The following is a 14,585-nucleotide window of genomic DNA, read 5'->3' as shown; positions in this document are numbered from 1 at the left end:
TAAAAATCGCGTGTCGTCGAGGCCCGAGGGGGGCGCGCGACGGTCGGTCGAGAGGCGGTTCGGTGAAACGGCTACGGTCGGTGTGGGTGGGGAGTGAAGGCGTTAACCGAACTTCACATCGCGCCGCCCATGCCGCCCATGCCGCCCATGCCGCCGCCCATGCCGCCGGGCGCGCCGCCGGGGCCGCCCTCGTCGCCGCCGTCGTCGGTGCCGCCGCCCTTGAGGTCGCCGGCCGCGATGACGTCGTCGATGCGGAGGATCATGACGGCCGCCTCGGTGGCGGACTCGATGGCCTGGGTCTTGACGCGGAGCGGCTCCACGACGCCCTCGGCCTCCATGTCGATCACGTCGCCCGTGTAGGCGTCGAGACCGGCTCCGAACTCGCCGCCGTCGTGGCGGGCGCGGAGGTCGACGAGCGAGTCGATGGGGTCGAGACCCGCGTTCTCGGCGAGGGTGCGCGGGACGACTTCCAGCGCGTCGGCGAACGCCTCAACGGCGAGCTGCTCGCGGCCGCCGACGGAGTCGGCGAAGTCGCGGAGCTGCAGCGCCAGCTCGGCCTCGGGCGCGCCGCCGCCGGGCAGGACCTTGCCGTCGAGCAGCGTCGTGCGGACGACGCCGAGCGAGTCGTCGATGGCGCGCTCGACCTCGTCGACGACGTGTTCGGTGCCGCCGCGGAGGATGAGGGTGACGGACTTCGCCTCCTCGACGTCCTCGACGAAGATGCGCTCGTCGCCGCCGATGTCCTTCTGGGCGACGGAGCCGGCGAAGCCGAGGTCGTCGGCCTCGATGTCGTCGAGGTTGGAGACGACGCGGCCGCCGGTCGCGCGGGCGAGGCGCTTGAGGTCGTCGGACTTCGCGCGGCGGACGGCGAGGATGCCCTCCTGCGCGAGGTAGTGCTGCGCCATGTCGTCGATGCCGTCGCCGACGAAGACGACGTCAGCGCCGATGTCGACGAGGTGGTCGACCATCTCGCGGAGCTGCTCTTCCTCCTGGTCGAGGAACTGCTGGAGCTGGTCGGGGTCGGTGACGTTGACCTCGGCGTCGATCTCCGTCTCCTTGACCTCGATGGCTCCGTCGAACAGCGCCACGTCGGCGTCCTCGACGCCGAAGGGCATGTTCTCGTCGACGCGCTCCTTGTCGACGATGACGCCCTCGACGAGCTCGGACTCGTCGATCGAGCTGCCGACGACCTTCTCGACGGAGACGTTCTCCGTGTCGATGCCGTCGTCGTCCTGGACCGCGAGGACGGCGTCGACGACGAGTTCGGCGAGGAGGTCCTTGGAGTTCTCCGCGCCCTTGCCCGTCATCGCCGTCTCGGCGATCTCGACGAGCGTGTCGTAGTCGTCCGCGGAGACGTCGATGGCCTCCTCGTCGAGGATCTCCTTGGCCTTCTCGGCGGCCTGACGGTACCCCTGCGCGAGGGTCGTCGCGTGGATGTCCTGGTCGAGGAGCTCCTCGGCCTGATCGAGGAGCTCACCGGCGACCACGACGGCGGAGGTGGTGCCGTCGCCGACTTCCTCCTCCTGCGTCTCGGAGACCTCGACGATCATGTTGGCCGCCGGGTGGTCGATGTCCATCTCCTTCAGGATGGTGACGCCGTCGTTCGTGACGACGACGGACCCGCCGGAGTCGACGAGCATCTTGTCCATCCCTTTCGGGCCGAGCGTGGTGCGGACGGACTCCGCGACCGCCTTGCCGGCCGTGATGTTCATGTTCTGCGCGTCCTTTCCGGAGGTGCGCTGCGACTCCTCGGAAAGTACGATCATGGGCTGATTGCCCATCCGCTGGCGCTGTGACATTACAGCCATTGATTGTTTGTGATTCTATATAAGCCCTTCGCTCGGTGCGTGCGAAACCGCGGCACGGTGGGGGAGTATCGGCCGCCATGCGTCACGTTCACACGGCTCTTTATATAGAAGTCCAGATCGAGCGTTGGCGCGTGCCGACGAGCAGCCGTCAGGCTGCGAGTCGCACGCGCGAGGGAGTCAGCCGGCCGGAGCGAAGCGGAGGTCGGCTGACGAGGTTGGGGAGGCGAGAGGTGCTGTGCCGTGCGGGGCGGGGCTCGAAGGGGCAGTCGGGAGGCGGGCGCAGGCGAAATAAGGACCGCAGGGGGCGAACGGAGTGAGCGACTGAGGACCGCAGCGAGCGTGCGCCCGCCTCCCGACTGGGGCTTCGGTAGTGCCCGTACTACTCACCGAGTATAAACAGAAACGGCTGTGTCGGAATTCACTAGTTTTGCGAGGTTACGACCGCATGTTGAATAGAGAGAGTAGCGGTGTGGCTGATTTAATCTCAATTCAAGCCACCCGTACTTATTATAACAGTCCTGTCGACGTACCCCGTATGGCGACGGACGGGTCCCCGAAGCCAAGCGACTCCGCGAGAGTATTCGAAGGGCGAACGGTCCCCGTTATTCTCGGTATCGGACTCATGATCGCCGGCCTGTCGTTTCTCTTTGCGATTGCGCCGCAGGTCGCGTTCGGAGTCTCGCTCGTCCTCGCTGGGGCAATTCTATTTAATACCTATTCGTGAGCTCCGACTGTTAGTACGGTCCGGTGAAATCCTCAGTTACGGATCACGCGAAAACCAATAGAAGGGGGATATCGACGGCGTAGTGACCGATATCGAATCTCCCCTATTGCGGCGCGTTGAAGCTCACGTCGTCGTCGAGCTCGTTCGACATGCGCTCCAAGTAGGAGTACACCGCACCGTGGGGAGCGCCGTCCAGTAACATTCCAACCGCCCGCCGGACGACCTCAAGCTCCTCGGGCTGGCCCACGGCTCCGACCGTCGACCCGTAGACGACGACGTTCGCGCCCGACAGCTCCTCCATCAGCTCGCGCGTCCGGCCGTTCTCGCCGATGATCCGGCCCTTCTTGCGCTGAAGGTCGTTGTCGTTGCGGGTGTGTTCGGAGAGGTCGATCAGGTCGAGCGTCCGGAGGTCGTGGTCGAGGATCGACAGCGCAGTCTCCGGCTTGAAGCCGCGGCCGATCGCCTTGATCACGTCCGGGGCCACCATCGCGGCCACCGGGTCGTCGCGCTCCTCGATGGAGACGCTCCCCGACTCCGAGTCGATGTCGAGCCGCACGTTCGCCCGCTCTTCGATCTCCCGCATCGTCTCGCCACCGGCACCGATGACGACGCCGATCCGGTCCTGCGGAACCGTCACGTGTTGCATGTCACGGAGTACCCGGCGGAGCCTTTTAAGCGTGTTCCGCCGGACGCGAGTGTGTGCCGGTATAACGGGTCTCTCCAGCGATTTGGGGCCGTTCCAAGGAGAGCGACTCGCTGTCACACCGGCGGACGCTTTTTCACATCGCCCACCGATCCGCGGACATGGAGGTTCGCCGCTCCGAGAGCGACGCGGAGATCCGGGAGCTGATCCGGGCGCACGGGCTGTCGTGGCGCGAGGCGTACGACGGGATCCTCCCCGATTCGGTGCTCGACGCGATGACGGTCGAACCGACTCCCGAGGACGTCGAGGAGTGGGCGGACGGACTCGACGGCGACGACGCCGCCGTCTTCATCGCCCTCGTCGACGAGACGGTCCGCGGGTTCGTCGACGTGCGCTGGGGCGCGGAGAACACGAAGTCGTTCGTCGGCGAGCGCGAGGCCGGAATAAAGGCGATCTACGTCCATCCCGACCGGTGGGGAGAGGGGGTCGGCTCGGCGCTGCTCGACCGCGAACTCGACGCGCTCCCCGACCGGATCGAGACGGTGCGGCTTGAGGCGCTCGCCGACAACGAGGTCGGTGCCCGGTTCTACGAGGCGCGGGGGTTCGAGCGGACCGACGCGGTCGAACGCGAGGTCGCCGGCGAACCGCGCGCGCTCGACGTGTGGACCAAGCGGGTCTAAGCGTCGTCCCGGTCCGGTTCCCCCTCCGGGTCCCCCGTCGGGTTGTCCTCCGATTCCACCTCGGGCTCGCCGCTCGGGTCCGGATCCGGCTCCGTCACGTACGCGCGGAGGTCGTCGGGGTCCACGTCGATTCCCTGTCGGGTGAAGAACGTCGCCACGTTCTCGCAGTCGCGCGCGAGGAACTCGCCGGCGTTCGGGTGATGGACCGTCACGGCCTGCCCCAGATCGATTATCACCAGCTCCCCCTCGTGGATGATCATGTTGTACTCGGAGAGGTCGCCGTGGATCAGCCCCGCGCCGTAGAGCCGGCGCATGTACTCGCGGACGACCTCGTAGGCGGTCTCGGGGTTCTCCACGTCGACCTCGCTCAGCCGCCGGGCGCGCTCCTCGGCGTGGCCGACCAGCTCCATCACGAGGACGTTGCGCTGGACCGCGATCGGCTCGGGGACGCGGACGCCCGCCTTCCGGGCGCGTTCGAGGTTCGCGAACTCCTTGCGGGTCCACGCCAGCACGACCGCCTTCTTGTCGCTCGCGATCCCCTCGAACCGCGGGTCCCCTTCGAGATACTCGCGCATCTGCCGGAAGTTCGAGGAGTTGATCCGGTACACCTTCACCGCGACCTCGCGCTCCGGCGTGACGCCCTCCGGACCGCCGCCGGCCGCCTCCGAGCCCGGCTCCGGGCGCTCGCCCGCCTGCCCGCCGAGCGCCTCGAAGACGCTCGCCTCCTTGCCCGTCGACACCGGCCCGCCGAAGGCGTCGACGTAGCCGTCCTGGACCAGCTTGTACACCGCCGCCAGCGTGGCGTCGTCGAACACCGACTCCTGCAGCTTGAACTGCTCGGTGTCTTTGATCCGCTTGCGGAACTCGTCGAACTCGCGGTCCTGCCGCCGGGCGATCCGGTCGGCCTCGGTGTCGGAGACGTCGAGCTGCTCCCACTCGTCGCCGGGCTGGTCCGCGGGTTCGAGCAGGCCGAAGTCCTCGCTCATTCGTCACCGAGTTCGACGCCGCGAGGGATAAGCGAGGGGGTCACAGCACGTCGAGCGCGTCCTCGACGGGCATGTGACCGTCGCGGACCGCCTCCAGTACCGTCCGGCGCTCCTCGGCCTCCGGGTCGGTCGCGTCCGCGTCGCCCGCGTCGCCGCCCCCGACCTCGCCGAGCGTCACCTTCTCCGTCTCCCCGACGAACTCGGGGAAGTCGGTGCCGTCGGCCAGCGCCGTCTCCTTCTTCACCCGATACGAGCCGGCGTCGGTGGTGTACAGGTCGCCGGGGTGGAAGAAGTACCAGTCCTCGCGGTCGAACCGCACCGCGATCCGCGCCTTCGCGCCGAAGTTGCGCGCGAAGAACAGCAGCGCCTCCACCTCCTCGCCGGTGAGGTAGATGGGGTCGCCCGCGCTCGACTTCGCCTCGATGGCGTAGAACGTCTCGCCGTCGCCCGCGAGCACGTCCGGCAGCTCCCGCTCGGTCGCGGAGCCGCTGGCCGGCGCGCGCATCACGGCGAACCCCGCCTCGTCCAGGGCGTTCACCAGCTCGCGCTCCCGGCGGTCCCCCTTCCGGTTAGCGGACACGGTCGTCGTCACCCGGTTCGGTCATGGGCGTCGTAGACGCGAGCCGGGCAAAAGCCCGGCGGGTCGCGGGGCGAAGGCGAGAACGGATCGCGGAGCGGGCGCTCACTCCCGGAGCCGCTCCGCGTGTTCGACGACGACGCGGCCCAGCCGCTCGGTGCGGCGGCGGAGATCGTCGTCCGTAATCCGCGGCTCATCCGCCGGGTCGCTCCCGCTCCCGGCCCCGCCGGTCTCGACGACCGAGGAGGCCCCCTGGATTCCGACCTCGTGGGGGACGGTCCACGCGTGGACGTTGCGGAACGTCGACCGGAGGTGTTCGAGCGTGCCGCCGTAGGAGCCGCCGCCCGCGGTCGCGAGCAGCCCCACCGCGGTGTTCGCGTACTCGTCGGAGCCGCAGAAGTCGTGGAAGTTCTTGAACGTCGACGAGTAGGAGCCGCGGTAGACGGGGGTCCCCGCGAGCACGCCGTCCGCCTCGCGGACGCGGCGCTTCAGCGCCTCGCTGTCGCCCTGCGCGTCCTCGTTCGGGTGGTACAGCGGGAGGTCGACCGCTCCGAGGTCGATCAGGTCCGTCTCCGCGCCCGCGTCGGCCGCGGCGTCGAGCGCGACCGACAGCGCGGCCCGCGTCGTGCTCTCCGCCCGCCGGCTGCCGGAGATGGCGGCGATCCGTGTCATACGCCGGGTTCGGAGCGAGGCGACAAAAACGGGACCGGTTCGGACGCCTGATATTCGACGCGGTGCGGTGGCGCGTGCCCGCGAGCGGTCGCCCCCGGCGACCGCGAGACGGCACGCGCGAGGGACGCCGCGAGTGCTGCGGGCGACCGGAGGGAGCCCGCGAACGAGCGGCGAGGCTGGGGAGGCGTGAGGTGGGGGCTGTGCGGTGCGGGAACGGGACTCGAAGGGGCAGCCGCGAGGCGGTCCCGGTGTCGATCGGCTGGTCGTCAGTAGTTACGTACAGCCGAGCGACTGGGGATTCGGGGGTGTCTCGCCGACCGGCAACTGCGTCGTATCGAGCGACCGGATCGGATCAGTCGTCTCGCGCCACCGGGCATTATGAGCCTCGCCGTCAACGACACCGACATGGACCAGATCAGTTTCGGCACGGACGGCTGGCGGGCCACGCTCGACACGTTCACCGACGAGCGCGTCCGCATCGTCGGACAGGCGGTCGCGGACCACCTCGAAGCGGCGGGCCGCGACGCCCCCGTGGCGGTCGGCTACGACGCCCGCGAGACCTCGGAGGGGTTCGCGGAGAGCCTCGCCGAGGTGCTCGCCGGGAACGGCTTCGACGTGATCGTCCCCGAGCGCGACGCGCCGACGCCCGTCATCGCGCACGCCATCGTCGCCCGCGGGCTGGCCGGCGCGTGCATGATCACCGCCTCGCACAACCCGCCCGAGTACAACGGCGTGAAGTTCATCCCCGACGACGGCGCGCCGGCGCTGCCCGAGGTCACCGAGGACATCGAGGCCCGCCTCGCCGAACCGGACCTGCTGCCCGAGGCCGAGCGCGGCGCGGTCGAACGGGTCGACCTCGTGAGCGACCACGCCGACGCCGCCCGCGAGGTGGTTGGGACGGCCCTCGGGGGCGACGAGGGCGACGGCGACGCGGCGAGCGCCGTCGACCTCTCCGGGCTCACCGTGGCGTACGACGCGATGCACGGCAGCGGGCGGGGGGTCACGGACGCCCTCCTTGAGTCGGCCGGCGCGGAGGTCGTCCGCCTGCGCTGCGACCGCGACGTGACCTTCGGCGGCGACTCGCCCGAGCCCTCGGCCGAACACCTCGAGGCGCTCGCCGAGCGCGTCACCGATCCCGAAAGCGACGTGGACCTCGGCGTCGCCAACGACGGCGACGCGGACCGGATCGCGGTCGTCACGCCCGAACGCGGCGTCCTCGACGCGAACCTCTTCTATTCCGCCTGCTACGACCGGCTGCTGGAGACCGACGCCGGCCCCGCCGTCAGGACGGTCTCGACGACGTTCCTCGTCGACCGCATCGCGGAGGCGCACGGCGAGGAAGTGTACGAGACGCCGGTCGGCTTCAAGTGGGTCGCGCGGGCGATGGGCGAGCGCGACGCGCTGTTCGGCGGCGAGGAGTCGGGCGGGTTCACCGTCCGCGGGCACGTCCGCGAGAAGGACGGCGTGTTGATGGCGCTGCTCGCGGCCGCGACCCACGCCGCGGAGCCGTTCGACGCCCGCGTCGACCGCCTGCTCGGCGAGCACGGCCGCATCGCGGCGGGGAAGGTGTCGCTCGAATGCCCCGACGACCGGAAGGAAGGCGTCCTCGACGAACTCGAAGACCACATCCCGGAGTCGGTCCGCGGGTCGCCCGTCGCGAAGGTCGTCACGCTCGACGGGTTCAAACTCCTCTTAGAGAGCGGCTCGTGGCTGCTCGTCCGCCCCTCCGGCACCGAGCCGAAGCTGCGGGTGTACGCGGAGGCGGACTCCGAGGCGGCCGTCGACGACCTGCTCGACGCGGGACGCGACCTCGTCGAACCGCTGATCTGACGCCGGAGCGACGGCCGAGCGGGCGCGTCGGCGGACCGACGACTCGACCGCCGAGAGTTTCAGTTCCGCCTTGGGTTCGGCTCGTTTATTTATGAATTAATCCCGTACCGTCGCGTGCGGCCGGAGTCCCGGCCGGGAGCGACCCATGATCGACGACCCGCTGCCGACGCCGAGTGGCAATGACGCCGAACCGGAACCGACCGACGGAGGGTTGAGCGAGGACGATCCGAGCGGCCGAAAATCGAGCGACGGAGATCCGGCGGAGCGAGACCCGAACGTCCGGCGACCGGATGGAAAACCGCCGGGCCGCGAATCGGAGGCCGGCCCGGATCGAACCACCGATCCGCCGCCCGACTCGCGCGAGGGCGACGAGGTCGGCGACCGCGAGTCCGAGCGGGAGAGCGACGACGACGCGGAGGAGTCGGAGCCGCTCGAATACCGGCTCGAACGGCTCCGGCTGTGGCGAACCGTCGCGACGCTCGCGGTCGTCGTCGGCCGCCTCATCCGTTCGCTTTGAGCGTTTCCGTGCCGACCCGATCGGGTGTCTTTTTAGGGGATACCGCCCAAGCTGAACGTATATGTTCAAGGCCATCGTGGGCGCGTCGACGTTTCAGGACGCGCTCGATTCGGTGAGCGTGTTGGTCGACGAGTGTAAGATCCGCTTAAACGAGGAGGAGCTCTCCATCCGCGCCGTCGACCCCGCCAACGTCGGCATGGTCGACCTCACCCTCGAAGCGGCCGCGTTCGAGTCCTACGACGCCGACGGCGGCGTCATCGGCGTCAACCTCGCCCGGTTGGAGGACATCGCCGGGATGGCCAACTCGGGCGACCTGATCCACCTCGAACTCGACGAGGAGACCCGCAAGCTCCACATCGAGATCGACGGCCTGAGCTACACCCTCGCGCTCATCGACCCCGACTCGATCCGACAGGAGCCGGACATCCCGGACCTCGATCTCGCCTCCGAGATCGTCGTCGAGGGCGCACAGCTCGACCGCGGTATCAAGGCCGCCGACATGGTCTCGGACCACATCCGCCTCCGCGTCGACGAGGCCGACGAGGCGTTCTTCATCGAGGCCGAGGGCGACACCGACGACGTGAACCTCAAGCTCGACCGCGAGGACCTCATCGCGCTCACCGCCGGGGCCGCCGACTCCCTCTTCAGCCTCGATTACCTCAAGGACATGAACAAGGCGATCCCCTCGGACGCCGAGGTCACCGTCGAACTCGGCGAGGAGTTCCCCGTCAAACTCCACTACGGGTTCGCCGAGGGGCTGGGGAACGTGACATTCATGCTCGCTCCCCGCATTCAGAGCGACTGAACCGGCAGTTTTCGAGGGTTTTTCGGTCTCGGTTTCCGCCCGATTCACTCGGCTTCGACCACCGGAATCGACACCGTCACCCGCGTCCCCCGCGGCTCCCGGTCGGCGTACTCCACGTCGGCCCCGACGGCGGCGGCACCCCACGCGACGACCCATAGCCCCAGCCCCGAGCCGTGTTCGAGGGCGGTCTCCCGTCCGGACTCGACCGCCTCGACCTCGTGGTCCGGGATGCCGGGACCGTCGTCCTCGACGGCGAGGACGAACCGGGCGTCGCCGTCCGGGTCGTCCGGATCTCCCTCGCGGCGGAGCGAGGCGCGGACCCACGTCCCGCCGTCGTCGCGCTCGACCCCCTCGCCGTCGTGGTGGTCGACGGCGTTCTCCACCGTGTTCTCCACGACCGCGCGGAGCGCATCGGGCCTGACGCGCGTGGTCCAGTCGCCGTCGGCGTCGAGGTCGACGTCGTCAAGTTTGGCGGCGTCGAGGCCGCCGCCGTCGACGTCGAGTTCGACGGTCGCGTCGCCGTCGCGCTCGCGGGCGTCCGCGACGATCGACCGCAGGAGGTCGCGGACGTCCGTCCGCTCGGGGTCGCTGTCGGCGAGGAGGCGCTCGACCGTGCCGGCCTTCTCGCCGAGCGCGGCCAGCGCGCCCGCGCGCCGCTCGATGGCGTCGGCCATCCGCAGCAGCTCCGGGTCCTCGAGGCGGTCGCGGAGGATCTCGCCGTACCCGTGGACGACCCCGGCGTCGTTCCGGAGGTTATGCCGGAGAATGCGGTTGAGCACCTCAAGCTGCTGGCGGCGGCGCTCGCGCTCGGTGACGTCCGAGAGGACGACCGTGTACCCGACGTGCGTCCCGTTGGGATCGGTCAGCCGGGAGACCGACACGGCGTAGGTGCGCGTCCCGGTGCCGGAAGCGGCGTCGATCCGCACCGTCTCGCGGGAGCCGCCGCCCGCGTCCTCGTCGACGCCGGACTCGTCGCCGTCCGACTCGATCGGGTCCTCGTCGCCGATCGACACCGGCAGCTCCAGGAAGTCGGCGAGCGGGCGGTCGCGCGCGGTCTCGGCGTCGACATCCAAGACCGCCTCGGCGGCGGGGTTGAGCCGGACGACGCGGCGGTCGAGCGCGAGCGCGACGATCGGGTCCCGGAGGTCGTCTATCGCCGTGCGCTCGGCGGCGCGGCTGGTCGTCGGGTTCCGGTCGAACATCTCCGCGCGGTTGAACGCGTACGCGTCGAGGACCATGTGTGGGACGAACATCAGCGGCGCGAGCTGGAGCTGCGGGACGGGGCCGAGCTGCAGCGTCCACGCGACGAGGGCGAACCCGGGCGGGAGCGAGCTCAGCGCGACCGCGGCGCTCTCCCGGCGGTACAGCGGGCCGTAGCTGAGCAGCGTGTCGACGAGGAGGAAGACCGCGCTGGCGACGAGGACGGTCTCGACGGCGACCGTGAGGTACGCCCACGGCCCGAAGGCGTACGAGACGGTCTCGACGCCGAAGGCCGGGTCTCGGGCGAATCGGGTCCAGAGGGCACCGTGGAGGGAGTTCGTGGCGACGAGCGCCGAGGAGAGGAGTCCGAACCCGACGATCCCCGCGAACAGGCGGCTGCGGACGACGTCGCTTCGGCCGGTGTACTCCAGGGCGAAGCCGAGGAACGCGATCCCGGTCCAGATCACGCCGAGCCACATCGTCGCCTCCAGCGCGGCGCGGAGCGTCGGGTCGGCGACGAGCAGTCCGACCCCGTAGGAGCAACACCACGTCGTCTGCGCGGCGAACACGCCGAGGAACCAGTCGACGCCCGGGCGACCGCGGTGTTCGCGGATCGCCCACGCGAGCGCGAGCGCCCCCGCCCCGCCCGCGAGCGAGCCGACCGCCGGCCACGCGGGGAGGAGGTCGAGGGCCATGTGTGGCGTACGACGGAGAGCGCGGGCGTAAAACTGTCGTGCGGCGGCGGGTCGCCCGTTCCCAGTCCGGTCGGCCGATCCGTCACCCGAGCCGGCGGCCGAACGCCGCGGCCACGGGCACGAGGAGGAGCGCGCCGACGAGGAACGGCGACGCGACGGCGACCGTGTAGAGGACGGCCATCAGCGGCGGCCCGACCGTCCGCCCGAGGCTCGACGCGCCCTGCGTCACGCCGAACGCCGCGCCCTGCGCCGCGTCGTCCGCCGACGCCGAGACGAGCGTCGCCAGCGAGACGTTGACGAGGGCGTTGCCGAGCGAGAGCGCCGCGAGCGCGGCGAGCAGCGCGAGCAGCGGGAGCGTGAGCCACGCCGGGCCGCCGACGGCGAGGCCGCCGGTCGCGCGGTCGACGAACCCGCTCGCGGGGATCGCGGCGAGCGCGACGGCGAGGACGACCGAGCCGACGGCGACGAGCGTCCGCGAGGAGACGACCCGCGAGAGCCGCCCGACGAGGATCCCCTGGTTTATCGCGCCGAGGACGCCGACGTACGTGAGCAGGAACGCCGCCGCGGTCGCGTCGTAGCCGAACGCGTCCGCGACGTACGGGATGAACATCACCTGGACGCCGGCGAACGCGACGGCGACGACGAAGTACGCGGCCGTCAGCGGCCGGAGCGTCGCGGAGGCGAGGGCGTCGCGGAACTGGCCGACGACCGTCGTCGACCGACCGCCGACCGCTCCGGCGGGTCGCGTCCGCGTCGGCTCGTCGAGGAACGCGAACCCGACGGCGACGGCGAGGAAGCTCATGCCGGCCGCCGCGAAGCTCGGGAGCGAGTACGCCGTCGCCGGGACGAACGCCGGGAGGAGCGCGTCGGCGCGGGCGACGACCGGGTCGGCGGCGAGGAGTCCGCCGATCGCCGGGCCGAAGACGAAGCCGAGGCCGAACGCGGCACCGATGAGGCCGAGCGCGCCCGCCCGGCGGTCTCGGGGCGTGATGTCGGCGACGTACGCCTGCGCGGCGGCGATGTTGCCGCCCATCGCGCCCGCGAGCGTCCGGGAGGCGAACAGCGTCGCCAGCGCCGCGACGGGGCCGAACCGCGCCCCCGCGGCCCCGGCGTAGCCGAACGTCACCCACGCGACGCCCGCGGCGGCGAGCGACGCGAGCAGGACGGGGCGGCGACCGATCCGATCGGAGAGCCGGCCGAGCGTGGGGGCCGCGAGGAACTGCGCGAGCGAGTACGACGCCGCGAGCAGCCCGATGAAGGCGTCGCTGACTTCGAACGACCGCACGTAGAAAGGGAGGATCGGGATCACGATCCCGAAGCCGACCAGATCGATGAACACGACGCCGATCACGACCGCGAGCGCGCGTCGGGGGTTTTCGACCGCCGGGGATCGAGGGGTGTCGTCGCCCGCGGCGTCGGAGGAGTCGGCAGCGGAGGGGTCGACTTCGGCGACCTCGTCGAGACCGCCCTTGCCGGACGCCGCGCCGGCTTCCGGGTGTGTCACGGTGGCGGGAGGTTACGCGGAAACTTAAGCGGGCGGTCGCGAGGGCGCTCAGATGTGCCGTTCGATCACGCGCTTCGCCGACTGCCCCTTCTCCTTCCAGCCGTATCCCTCGTCGTACACGTGGCGCTTGGCGTCGACGAGCTCCTCGGGCGTCGACTCCTCGAAGCCGCCGCGGTCCCACGCGCCCGACTCGCGGAGCCACTCGATCACGTTCTCGCGGGTCTCCGGCCACGAGAGGCCGACCATCTCGTACCACGCCACCATCGCGAAGACGGCGTTGTCGTGACAGCCCGGGACGGAGCCGTGCTCGTACACCGTCCGCATCGGCTCGCGGGTCGGCTCCGAGACCAGCTCCTTGAACTCCGCGGCGGTGAGCAGCCGGAGCCGGTCGCCGTCCTCGACGACGCGCTGGTCGCGCCGGAGCGCCCCGAGCGCGGCCTTGTGGAGGCCGCCCCAGTCGGCCGGAATCGCGTCCCGCAGCGCCGCCTCCGAGAGGCCGTCCGGCTCGGCGGACAGCACCGAAAGCAGGTCCGTGTACGCCTTCTCGACGGTCGGCCAGCTCACGCCCTCGAACTCGCAGTCGGCGTCGTGGAGGCTGTTCGTCGTCCGACAGCCGGGACACGGGTAGCGGAACGTCGGCACTACGACCCCCTGCGTCGCCGCCGGAGTTAGGCGTTTCGCGACGGTCCGCCGCGGGCGACGGCCGGGATCCGCACGGTCGATCACGGCGTTCCGAAACGTTTACTCGCCGGCCGGACCCGATTTCAGACGGTATGACAAAGGTAAGCGTTATCGGTGCGGCGGGGACCGTCGGAGCCGCGGCGGGCTACAACCTCGCGTTACGCGACGTGGTCGACGAGCTCGTCTTCGTCGACATCCCGGACCAGCGCGAGACGACGATCGGACAGGCCGCCGACGCGAACCACGGCGTCGCCTACGACTCGAACACGACCGTCCGGCAGGGCGACTACGCGGACACCGCTGGCTCGGACGTGGTCGTGATCACGGCCGGCATCCCGCGCAAGGAGGGCCAGACGCGGATCGACCTGGCCGGCGACAACGCGCCGATCATGGAGGACATCGGCTCCTCCATCGCCGAGCACAACGACGACTTCGTCACCGTCACCACCTCCAACCCGGTCGACCTCCTCAACCGCCACCTGTACGAGGCGGGCGACCGCGACCGCCACAAGGTGGTCGGCTTCGGCGGGCGGCTCGACTCCGCGCGCTTCCGCTACGTCCTCTCGCAGCGGTTCGACGCGCCCGTCAAGAACGTCGAGGCGACGATCCTCGGCGAGCACGGCGACGCGCAGGCCCCCGTCTTCTCGAAGGTGCGCGTGAACGGTCACGACCCGTCGTTCGACGCCGACGAGAAGGAGGCGATCCTCGAAGACCTCCAGGAGTCCGCGATGGACGTGATCAGCCGGAAGGGCGCGACGCAGTGGGGGCCCGCCACCGGGGTCGCGCACACGGTCGAGGCCATCGTCAACGACACCGGCGAGGTGCTGCCCTGCTCGGTCGTCCTCGACGGCGAGTTCGGCTACGACGACACCGCCCTCGGCGTGCCCGCGAAGCTCGGGTCCGAGGGGGTCGAGGAGGTCGTCGAGTGGGACCTCGACGACTACGAGTCGGAGCTGCTCGACGAGGCCGCAGAGAAGCTCTCCGAGCAGTACGAGAAGATCACGTAGCGGACGCGCTCGCGTCACCCTCGGATTTTTGTCGCTGCCCCGCCCCGAGTACGGCATGGACCGCGCCGAGATCGACACCGACGACCTGCTGAAACTCGTTCTGCTCCTCGTCGTGGTATGGCTTCTCGTGGAGATCGTCGAGACCGTCCTCGACGTCGCGTTCTGGCTGTTCGACGCGATCCCGACGCTGATCGGGGTCGCGCTCGTCGTCGTGATCGCCTTACGCCTCGCCGATCGGATCTGAGCCGGCCCGCGA

The 14,585-nt window shown here is 70.3% G+C and carries 15 protein-coding genes; 7 read left to right on the top strand and 8 right to left on the bottom strand.

Annotated elements, in window-relative coordinates:
* Window positions 1-113: 113 nt before the first annotated feature.
* Window positions 114-1,766 carry a thermosome subunit alpha gene (gene thsA / locus NAF06_RS05995; RefSeq protein WP_008585338.1) on the bottom strand — a complete coding sequence of 551 codons (1,653 nt, stop codon included), beginning with the start codon at window positions 1,764-1,766 and terminating at the stop codon, window positions 114-116.
* 577 nt (window positions 1,767-2,343) lie between these two features.
* Here thsA and NAF06_RS05990 point away from each other — a divergent pair.
* Window positions 2,344-2,532 carry a hypothetical protein gene (locus tag NAF06_RS05990; RefSeq protein ID WP_008585340.1) on the top strand — a complete coding sequence of 63 codons (189 nt, stop codon included), beginning with the start codon at window positions 2,344-2,346 and terminating at the stop codon, window positions 2,530-2,532.
* A 103-nt stretch (window positions 2,533-2,635) separates the two neighbouring features.
* Here NAF06_RS05990 and NAF06_RS05985 read toward each other — a convergent pair whose 3' ends face one another.
* Window positions 2,636-3,178, bottom strand: a complete 543-nt coding sequence (locus tag NAF06_RS05985) for a KH domain-containing protein (protein WP_008585343.1) — start codon at window positions 3,176-3,178, stop codon at window positions 2,636-2,638.
* 158 nt (window positions 3,179-3,336) lie between these two features.
* Here NAF06_RS05985 and NAF06_RS05980 point away from each other — a divergent pair, with 158 nt between their 5' ends.
* On the top strand, window positions 3,337-3,855 hold the full coding sequence (locus NAF06_RS05980) for a GNAT family N-acetyltransferase (protein WP_008585345.1): 519 nt from the start codon (window positions 3,337-3,339) through the stop codon (window positions 3,853-3,855).
* On the opposite strand, the gene rio1 is transcribed toward NAF06_RS05980, so the two are convergent.
* The 3 genes from rio1 to NAF06_RS05965 all read right to left on the bottom strand — a co-directional run bounded on the left by rio1 (window position 3,852) and on the right by NAF06_RS05965 (window position 6,090).
* Window positions 3,852-4,841 carry a serine/threonine-protein kinase Rio1 gene (gene rio1, locus NAF06_RS05975; RefSeq protein WP_008585347.1) on the bottom strand — a complete coding sequence of 330 codons (990 nt, stop codon included), beginning with the start codon at window positions 4,839-4,841 and terminating at the stop codon, window positions 3,852-3,854. The genes NAF06_RS05980 and rio1 overlap by 4 nt on opposite strands.
* A 40-nt stretch (window positions 4,842-4,881) precedes the next feature.
* Window positions 4,882-5,433: a Holliday junction resolvase Hjc gene (gene hjc, locus NAF06_RS05970; protein ID WP_008585349.1), complete on the bottom strand. Its 552-nt coding sequence runs from the start codon at window positions 5,431-5,433 to the stop codon at window positions 4,882-4,884.
* A gap of 90 nt (window positions 5,434-5,523) precedes the next feature.
* A complete protein-coding gene (locus NAF06_RS05965; protein ID WP_008585351.1) occupies window positions 5,524-6,090 on the bottom strand; it encodes an NADPH-dependent FMN reductase in 567 nt (188 codons plus the stop codon).
* Between the two features lie 405 nt (window positions 6,091-6,495).
* On the opposite strand from NAF06_RS05965, the gene NAF06_RS05960 reads away from it, so the two are divergent.
* The 3 genes from NAF06_RS05960 (at window position 6,496) to NAF06_RS05950 (ending at window position 9,242) form a co-directional block, all read left to right on the top strand.
* Window positions 6,496-7,920 (top strand): phosphohexomutase domain-containing protein, encoded by a 1,425-nt coding sequence (locus NAF06_RS05960; RefSeq protein WP_008585353.1) that lies wholly within the window; start codon window positions 6,496-6,498, stop codon window positions 7,918-7,920.
* A 145-nt stretch (window positions 7,921-8,065) separates the two neighbouring features.
* Window positions 8,066-8,437: a hypothetical protein gene (locus NAF06_RS05955; protein WP_008585355.1), complete on the top strand. Its 372-nt coding sequence runs from the start codon at window positions 8,066-8,068 to the stop codon at window positions 8,435-8,437.
* A 61-nt stretch (window positions 8,438-8,498) separates the two neighbouring features.
* A complete protein-coding gene (locus tag NAF06_RS05950; RefSeq protein ID WP_008585357.1) occupies window positions 8,499-9,242 on the top strand; it encodes a DNA polymerase sliding clamp in 744 nt (247 codons plus the stop codon).
* A 44-nt stretch (window positions 9,243-9,286) separates the two neighbouring features.
* On the opposite strand, the gene NAF06_RS05945 is transcribed toward NAF06_RS05950, so the two are convergent.
* From NAF06_RS05945 to NAF06_RS05935, 3 genes are all read right to left on the bottom strand, one after another.
* On the bottom strand, window positions 9,287-11,137 hold the full coding sequence (locus NAF06_RS05945) for a sensor histidine kinase (protein WP_008585360.1): 1,851 nt from the start codon (window positions 11,135-11,137) through the stop codon (window positions 9,287-9,289).
* Between the two features lie 82 nt (window positions 11,138-11,219).
* Entirely contained in the window at window positions 11,220-12,641 is a 1,422-nt protein-coding gene (locus NAF06_RS05940; protein ID WP_008585363.1) for an MFS transporter, read from the bottom strand.
* A 48-nt stretch (window positions 12,642-12,689) separates the two neighbouring features.
* Window positions 12,690-13,283 carry a DUF7474 family protein gene (locus tag NAF06_RS05935; protein ID WP_008585365.1) on the bottom strand — a complete coding sequence of 198 codons (594 nt, stop codon included), beginning with the start codon at window positions 13,281-13,283 and terminating at the stop codon, window positions 12,690-12,692.
* A gap of 131 nt (window positions 13,284-13,414) precedes the next feature.
* On the opposite strand from NAF06_RS05935, the gene mdh reads away from it, so the two are divergent.
* On the top strand, window positions 13,415-14,329 hold the full coding sequence (gene mdh, locus NAF06_RS05930; protein ID WP_008585367.1) for a malate dehydrogenase: 915 nt from the start codon (window positions 13,415-13,417) through the stop codon (window positions 14,327-14,329).
* Window positions 14,330-14,384: 55 nt separating this feature from the next.
* On the top strand, window positions 14,385-14,573 hold the full coding sequence (locus tag NAF06_RS05925; protein ID WP_008585369.1) for a DUF7554 family protein: 189 nt from the start codon (window positions 14,385-14,387) through the stop codon (window positions 14,571-14,573).
* Window positions 14,574-14,585 lie beyond the last annotated feature (12 nt).

It is taken from the genome of Halorubrum hochsteinianum, from assembly GCF_023702125.1.
Taxonomy (GTDB): Archaea; Halobacteriota; Halobacteria; order Halobacteriales; family Haloferacaceae; genus Halorubrum; species Halorubrum hochsteinianum.
This window is presented reverse-complemented; position numbering and strand designations above follow the sequence as displayed.